Origin of the sequence: Blautia sp. Sow4_E7, assembly GCF_052116245.1 — a bacterium.
Lineage (GTDB): Bacteria > Bacillota > Clostridia > Lachnospirales > Lachnospiraceae > Blautia_A.
The window spans coordinates 1-7,367 of the sequence record NZ_JBQKLL010000066.1 but is presented as its reverse complement, the minus strand read 5'-3'; the positions used below and the strand labels follow the sequence as shown (position 1 = coordinate 7,367).

12 protein-coding genes are annotated in these 7,367 nt (G+C 53.1%); all 12 read left to right on the top strand.

The genetic code is table 11. The features are described 5' to 3' along the window. The first annotated feature begins 110 nt into the window (after positions 1-110). Entirely contained in the window at positions 111-308 is a 198-nt protein-coding gene (locus tag ACTQ50_RS18565) for a helix-turn-helix domain-containing protein (RefSeq protein ID WP_441485404.1), read from the top strand. Between the two features lie 11 nt (positions 309-319). Then, a complete protein-coding gene (locus ACTQ50_RS18560; RefSeq protein WP_441485403.1) occupies positions 320-2,428 on the top strand; it encodes a Mu transposase C-terminal domain-containing protein in 2,109 nt (702 codons plus the stop codon). Between the two features lie 18 nt (positions 2,429-2,446). Then, the gene (locus ACTQ50_RS18555; RefSeq protein WP_237925416.1) at positions 2,447-2,596 is read left to right on the top strand and encodes a hypothetical protein; all 150 of its coding nucleotides are present in this window, start codon (positions 2,447-2,449) and stop codon (positions 2,594-2,596) included. Between the two features lie 21 nt (positions 2,597-2,617). Next, on the top strand, positions 2,618-3,619 hold the full coding sequence (locus ACTQ50_RS18550) for an AAA family ATPase (RefSeq protein ID WP_237925415.1): 1,002 nt from the start codon (positions 2,618-2,620) through the stop codon (positions 3,617-3,619). Between the two features lie 13 nt (positions 3,620-3,632). Continuing rightward, positions 3,633-3,875 (top strand): hypothetical protein, encoded by a 243-nt coding sequence (locus tag ACTQ50_RS18545; protein ID WP_441485402.1) that lies wholly within the window; start codon positions 3,633-3,635, stop codon positions 3,873-3,875. 12 nt (positions 3,876-3,887) lie between these two features. Next, a complete protein-coding gene (locus ACTQ50_RS18540; protein ID WP_173770755.1) occupies positions 3,888-4,112 on the top strand; it encodes a hypothetical protein in 225 nt (74 codons plus the stop codon). A gap of 1 nt (position 4,113) precedes the next feature. Next, a complete protein-coding gene (locus ACTQ50_RS18535; RefSeq protein WP_441485401.1) occupies positions 4,114-4,554 on the top strand; it encodes a regulatory protein GemA in 441 nt (146 codons plus the stop codon). Then, the gene (locus ACTQ50_RS18530; protein WP_237925414.1) at positions 4,547-4,792 is read left to right on the top strand and encodes a hypothetical protein; all 246 of its coding nucleotides are present in this window, start codon (positions 4,547-4,549) and stop codon (positions 4,790-4,792) included. Before ACTQ50_RS18535 ends, ACTQ50_RS18530 begins: the two co-directional genes overlap by 8 nt. A 29-nt stretch (positions 4,793-4,821) precedes the next feature. Then, on the top strand, positions 4,822-5,202 hold the full coding sequence (locus ACTQ50_RS18525) for a hypothetical protein (protein ID WP_441485400.1): 381 nt from the start codon (positions 4,822-4,824) through the stop codon (positions 5,200-5,202). 21 nt (positions 5,203-5,223) lie between these two features. Next, positions 5,224-5,475: an AbrB/MazE/SpoVT family DNA-binding domain-containing protein gene (locus ACTQ50_RS18520; RefSeq protein ID WP_441485399.1), complete on the top strand. Its 252-nt coding sequence runs from the start codon at positions 5,224-5,226 to the stop codon at positions 5,473-5,475. Then, on the top strand, positions 5,465-6,127 hold the full coding sequence (locus ACTQ50_RS18515) for a hypothetical protein (protein WP_441485398.1): 663 nt from the start codon (positions 5,465-5,467) through the stop codon (positions 6,125-6,127). Before ACTQ50_RS18520 ends, ACTQ50_RS18515 begins: the two co-directional genes overlap by 11 nt. Before the next feature lie 94 nt (positions 6,128-6,221). Next, a partial coding sequence (locus ACTQ50_RS18510; protein WP_441485397.1) for a glucosaminidase domain-containing protein occupies positions 6,222-7,367 on the top strand: 1,146 nt, incomplete at its 3' end.

Sequence of the window (7,367 nt, the reverse complement as noted above, 5' to 3'; positions counted from 1 at the left end):
AAAGGGTTCACATGGGAACGGTGTTTAAGAACAGGGTCACGTCTTGTGTGGGTGTCCGAAAAAAGGGTACTACACTAATTCGTGTGTCCACTGTTATGGGTACATTATAAATGACGCTGACCCCTCTCGGGAAAGAGATCAAGAAAAAGCTGATTGACAAAGACATGACACAGGTGGAGCTGGCAGAGCAGCTTGGTGTGACGAAACAGTACATCACAAAGATCATAACGGGCACCAGGACTGGGGACAAGTACCTCTGCCGGATCGGTGCCATACTGGATATTGATATAGCCAAATTTGCAGCGTAGGAGGGAGATAGATGGCAGGACTGGCATATGTATCCCTGGAAGAAGCTGCAGAGCTTGAGGGGATAAAGTATAACACGTTAGTACAAAGGATAAGAAGAAACACTTCTTCTTATGATACAAAAGCGGAGACAAGAGACAGCGGAGGCAAGGAGATGACACTGGTGGCAGTGAACAGCCTGTCAAAGCTGGGACAGAACAGGTGGAAGGAGCGTGAGAAGCTGAAAGAGATGGCAGAGACGGCAGCAGATCTTCCGGAAGAGGAGACAAAGGGACAGGAGCCCTGGTACGTCAATGCAGACTATGAATGGTTTGAACATCAGTACAAGACGGAATACTACAAGGCCACAGAGCTGGGGAATGTGATCCGGAGGTTCTTAAAGGAAGCGGAGTCGCACAGCAGAGATCTGACCACATTCACGGAAGAGTTCGCCCGGGAGAATCTTGACAAGAGCGGCAGGACGTTCCGGCGGATGGTCAAGGACTACCAGCAGGCAGAAGCCTGGGCAGCGAAACTGAGTAAGGAAGACGGCTACAGCTACGATCACCTGATGGTGCTGGCACTATGCCGGAAGCCGAAGAGCTGCGGACTGTTCCCGTCCATACCGGCAGACATGAAGCAGGCAATCAAGAACATCTGGTTCAATGAAGACTTCGCAGTCAACCGGAGGACCAGACAGGATCTGTACGAAGTCCTGGAAGAGATCGCAGTCAATAAGGGGTGGAAGAAGCTTCCTTCCTACCAGACAGTGGTCCGGTACATCTCATACCTGATGGATGACGAGAACCTGAGGAGCGCATTCGAGTACCAGCAGAAGGGCATCCGGAAGTGGAAGAATGAAAACATGGTCAAGCGGGCAAGGGATACCAAGAGCCTGCAGGTTCTTGAAATGCTTCAGGGTGACGAACATACCTTTGACCTGTGGGTGATGTACAAGGCGAAGAACGGAAAGGAGTTCCCGATCCGGCCGAAGCTGGTCTGCTGGATCGACACCAGGAGCCGCATGATCCTTGGAGACCTTATCTGTAAGGATGCGGACAGCCAGATCCTGAAGGAGAGCCTGATCAAGCTGATCTATGTGGACCTTCCGGGACAGGTGCCGCGTTATCTTTACATAGATAACGGTAAGGATTACACCAGTAAGCAGATGCTCGGCGTTGACCGTAAGGATCGGCACAACCAGGAAGCGAAGGATGAGTTCTTCGATATGGAGTTTGACAGGCCTACCAGAGGGTTCTACCACGATATGGGGATCGAGGATGAACACATCTCCATGCCTTATGAGCCCTGGACAAAGGGACAAATCGAGAGGAGTTTCGGTACGGCGATCGAGAAGTTCTCCAAGAAATTCGCGAGCTATACCGGAACGCTGACGGGATCTAAAACGGATGCCAAGGTCCCGAAGGAGATCAAAAAGATGGCGGAGCAGGGAAAGCTCCTTACCATGGAAGAGTTTTACGAGGAGTGGAAGAAGTACAAGGAGAAGTACATCAACAGGACGCACAGGGGACTGAGGAACGCTGGGGAAGAGTTCAAGAAGCCACTGGAGGTCTTTGAGAACGAAGAACGCTACATCAAGGCAGCACCGCCGAGAAGCTTTGCGATCATGGCTCTCATGAAGTCAGAGGAAGCACTGGTGAACAATGTCGGCATCAAACGGTTCGGGTACTACTACATGGATGATGCATTGCTTCCATACATCAACCAGAAGATCCACATCAAGGTGGACCCGTATGATGTGACCAGCATCTACTGTATCAATAACAAGGGCGGACTCATCTGTCAGGCACAGTGCCAGGAACTGCTCCAGTTCGGCAAGGCATCGGACGAGACACTGCAGGAACACAGGAAGATGCAGAGGCGGCAGCTGAGAGCTGTCCGGGAAGAACTGGAAGAAGCAAACCGGCCCTTTGACGGGGATGAGGATGCAGCCCACAAGGGCATGGTCGGCGGTGTGAAGCTGACGATCGGAAAAGACGGTAAGAAGAGCAAAGTGGTGGCAATGCCGACAGATGAAACTTACCGGAAAAACAAGGAGTTCAGGAAACCAAACGAGTGTGAGTACATGAACTCACAGGCAAAGAAAGCCCTGGAAAGGCTCCAGAAGATGGGGGGCGCGTGATGTGGAGAAAATCATGGGATGGACCGTTCGGGTCATCTGGGCTGCGATCTGGATCACGGTACTGGCCACGTACATCATGGCCGCGGCAGTATTATCGCCCGTCCTGTTTCTGGAACTGTTACGGGATGGGAGATACTGATCAACATAAATGTCAAAAATAGGGATTGAAACAAGAAAGGAGCGTTACATATGGCAGAAATGAGAAGTTTAGGAGGCGGAGTGGTTACAGATCAGCAGCCGTCAGAGCTTGCGTTGAGAGTGATCAGGAGATTGAAGGAGCTTCGCTGTAACAAGGCAGAGCTTGCGCTACAGATCGGATGTAGCCGTTCTATGGTCAGCCAGTACCTGGCTGGAAAGTATAAGAGCGATCCAGCTACGATAGAGACCGCACTGGAAGGATGGCTTCAGGAAGTCGGGGAGCCGGAAGAAGGGCAGATGGAAGAGGAAGAAGCAGAGCTGCAGGAGGCAGAAGAAAGTATCCCGGAGAAAGTGGCATACTTCGCATCCAGCGATTATCTGAACGTGATGGCAGTGTGTCAGAGCTGTCAGGAGAACATGGGGCTGGGCATCGTAGTCGGGAAGTCCGGATACGGCAAGACACATGCACTGAAGAAATACGCCAAGCTTCCGAGAGTGGCATACCTGGAGTGTGATGACACGATGGGAAGCCGGGACCTGGTAGAGGAGATTGAGGGGTGCCTTGGCATGGCAAAGGCATCCGGAGGCACCATCCACAAGAGGGTTAGCCGGATCAGGGAGTTCTTGAATGTCAACAGCGGATACCTTCTGATCATCGATGAGGCAGATAAGCTGATGAATAAATACACAACTGCCAAGATGGAGATCCTGCGCGGGATCTTCGATCAGGCAGAGGTGGGGCTGGTGATCGCCGGGGAACCGAAGCTTGAAACGGATCTAAAGACTGCGCTGGCACGTTTCGCCAACCGGGTGGACTTCTACTACAAATTACATGGACTTGATGCAGCGGAGCTGGGAAGATATCTGGAAGGATGGGATCTCGCAGAGGAAGCAGCAGCGGAGCTGGCAAACCGGGCATTCCAGTCCAGAAACAGCTGCTTCCGTCTTCTGGACAGAACACTGAACAACGTGCTCCGCGTTCTGAAGGAAAAAGGGGAGACTAAGGTGACACTGGAGATCGTCAGGGAAGCATCCGGCATGATGATGCTGTAAGGAGGATGGAAGAATGAAGAGATTAACCTATAAGATTGAAGCAACCGAAAACGGATATACAGAGAGCCTGAGTCTCCTGGGAACAACGGTCTCCAAGACCTGGAAGAGAACAGACACCGGAATGAGATGCGAGGAAATTGACCTCTGCGAACAGCTGGAGAAAGCCGGAATTAATAACGAGGACTTTTTAGACGGGATTTACGACTACCTGGATGAGTCAAACCTGGGGCTGGATCTGTCAGACTTACTGAGATAGGGAGGGAAAATCATGGAGAATATTACAATCAGCATCAGAGGAAAGAACGCAGGCGTGCAGGCGTCAGCGATCGTGAGAGCATTCTACAAGACAATGGCGAGGATGGAGGACGGCGGCTGCCATGTGCAGCTTGCCACCAGCCACATTGACGAAGGAGCCGCCACCACAGGCGAGATCAGCGTTCCGGATTTCATTTCCGAACAGGAAAGCAGAAGACGGTTCGCAGGAAGGAGATAACATGGCAGGAAAGAGGATTCCGAAGCATAAAGTGACCATCCGGACCCTGTGGGGGATTGCAAAGTCCCCGGAGCTTCAGCTGGGAAGCGAAGAGCTCCACCTGGTCGTGCAGGCACAGACCGGCAAGGATTCCCTGAAGGAGCTGACCGAACCGGAACGCAGGCGCGTGGCTTACGTCCTGGGACAGATGAAGGAGTCGGCATCCGGAAAGAGGAAGAGACCGGTCGGCATGACCGGAAACGCCACGGACAACCAGAGACGCAAGATCTACGTGCTGACCAAGGAGCTGGGCTGGGACGACAACCCGAAGCGGCTCTCCGGGTTTATCCGCCGGATGTTCAAGGTGGAACGGGTCGAGTGGCTGAATTATGAACAGTGCAGCAACCTGATCGAGGCACTGAAGAAGATGATCGAGAGACAGGAGGCGGCGAGCTGTGAATGATTTTCGGGTTACGATCCGGGCAAAGAACGGCAAGATCGGCATAGATGCCGAGGGTGAAGTGATCGTCCTGGAAGACCTGGCGACCACCTGCGGGATCATGCAGATCCTGGCGGGTGAGATGGCACTGAAACAGGGCAGAAGCCTGGACGACGTGAAAGACGCCATGCTGGACATCCATCTGGCAGCCATGCAGAAACTGATGGACGACCAGGCAGAGAGGGAACTGTGGGATGAATAGATTTCTAAGGACAAAAGGAAGGAGAGACGATGGCAAAGAAGAAATACAAGCCAATGACCAAGCGGGAAAAGGAAGAGATGAAACAGATCCGGAAGGAACTGAGAGAGAAAGGCGTGATCCCGCCGGTCAAGAAACGCCTGAACCGCAAGGACTACATAGAGAATACAAAAAACAAGTGGAATGAGCCGGGAGAGGGAAACTCCTGGATCTATCTTACCAGGGCAGTTTCCTGGGTGATGGGACGGGTTGACCATAAGGGCAATGTCCATCCGGAAGCAATCGGGGCGGCCAAGGTACTGCAAGTAGCTATGAAGATGCAGGAGTTCACAGCGAAGCTCAAGGAAGAAAGGCGGGACCGGTACACCACCGGCGAGCTGTATGAGTATCTGAAGGAAACGCTGGAAGAGTAGCCAGCAGAAAGGAGCACAAACATGGTGCAGAAGAAAATGTCTACCCACGGGGCAGTCAACATCCCGGTGCAGATGCGCCGGAGCATGGGGCTCCAGCCCAAGGATGTGATTGAACTGGAGGAGAAAGATGGGACGTTGATCCTGCGTCCCAGGGAGATCCGGTGCGCGTTCTGCGGAACGGATGAGGATGTCCTGAAGCTGAAAGGAAAGGGGATCTGTGTCTCCTGCCTTGAAAAGGCACAGGAGCAGAAAGGAGAAGACAATGAAGATTGATCTGAAGACACAGACCAGCGGACAGCTGGTGGATGCTCTGGTACAGCTGGACAAGCTCCGCCTCCAGACTGCCAGGAGCATTGATATGTACAAAGCGGAACTTCAGGCCAGGGGCGTGAGCATCATGGACGACCGCAACCAGCAGTACATCCGCTTCTATGGTGACGGAGGCAGTGCTTCCATCACAGACAAGCAGAAGCTGGATCTCACCAACCCGGACCGCTTGCAGAAGTGGCTTCCGGAAGGCGTATACAAGAAGAATGTGTCAGAGACTACGGAAACCAAGTACAAGCTGACTGCTGGGTTTGAGACTATGCTGAAGTCGGTTGCGACCGGGGACTACACCTTCGAGATGTCCCTGGAGGATATGATGGACCAGCTGCACATTGTCCCGGATGATAAGCAGCGGAAGCTTCTGCTGAAGAAGCTGACTGGGGAGTTCGAGAAAGACCGGAAGACCCTGAACGCCGTGTTCAAGACCGAGGAATCCTGGGAAGAAGAACTCTACTACATCCACCGGATCAAGAGAGGCGAGCTGATCCAGAAGTACCTGCCGGACGATATGCTGGACATCACTATAGCGGAGCTGAAGAAGTGCATCACAGTAGACAGCTCCCTGGCTATCGGGCTGGACTATAAGACGGAGGACTAGGGCATGATAGAACCAAGCACAATAAACATCCTGATCATATGTGTCACGATCGTGACACTGGCATGGATGGGTGGAAAGAAAGGATGATTTTAAAATGGCAGCAAAGAAAAAGTTATTTTTGATCGCCGGACACGGCGAGGGAGACCCGGGAGCGTGCAGCATCTGGGGACAGGAAGCAAACTATACCAGGGAACTGGCGAAGCTGGTGAAGACTGCGATCGGCAGCCGCATGAGCGTGACATTGTACGATACTAACAAAAACTGCTACGCACAGAGCAAGAAGGGCAACGTCCCGGCCTACTCTGATTATGACATGACTGTTGAGATCCATTTCAACGCGAAAGCCAAGGCGGATCCGAACGGGGATGGAAGATTCACAGGTGTGGGCGGATACATCCACCCGAACAATGCAGGGCGTTCCATTGCAAGGGCAATCGTTGACAGGGTGGTTGCCCTGGGCTTCAGAGAGTGGCTTCTGGATACCAGTACCGGGCTTCTGAACCTGAACAGGGCACAGGGGCAGGGAGCCAAGTATTTCCTCCTGGAGACTGCCTTTATCGACGATGGGGATGATATGAAGTTCTATACAGCCCGCAAAGAAATCTTCGCCCAGGCGATCGCGCAGGGCATCCTGGACGGTCTGGGAGTGAAGAGCACAGCTACACAGCCGAAGGCGGAACAGTATTACCGTGTACGCCTTACCAAGGACGATGAGAAGAGCCAGCTCTTCGCAGGAACCAAGGCGGGAGCCCTGGCGGTGTGCAAGACCAAACCGGGATACAGCGTCTTTGATCCGGACATGAAGTGCATCTACACCAACAACGCGAAAGGCTTGCAGGCATCCACACTGAAGGGACTGAGCGAGAAAGAATGGATTAAGAAGGTCGGACCGCTGTACACCGCAGATGAGAAAACCAGCGGTATCCTGGCCTGCGTATCCCTGGCACAGGGTATCCTGGAAAGCGGCTACGGACAGACAGACCTGGCGCAGTCTGGAAATAACCTTCACGGCATGAAGACCAACCTCTCCGGCAACACCTGGCCGGGAACCACCTGGGACGGCTCCAGCAAGTACACCAAGGAGTCACCAGAACAGGATGCAAACGGCAACCAGTACATGAAGAAGTCGGACTTCCGCCGCTACGGCTGTATCGAGGAATCCATTGCCGATCACTCCGCGTACCTTCTGAACGCAGCCAACGGCAAGAAACAGAGATACGCAGGGCTGGCAGGCGAGAAG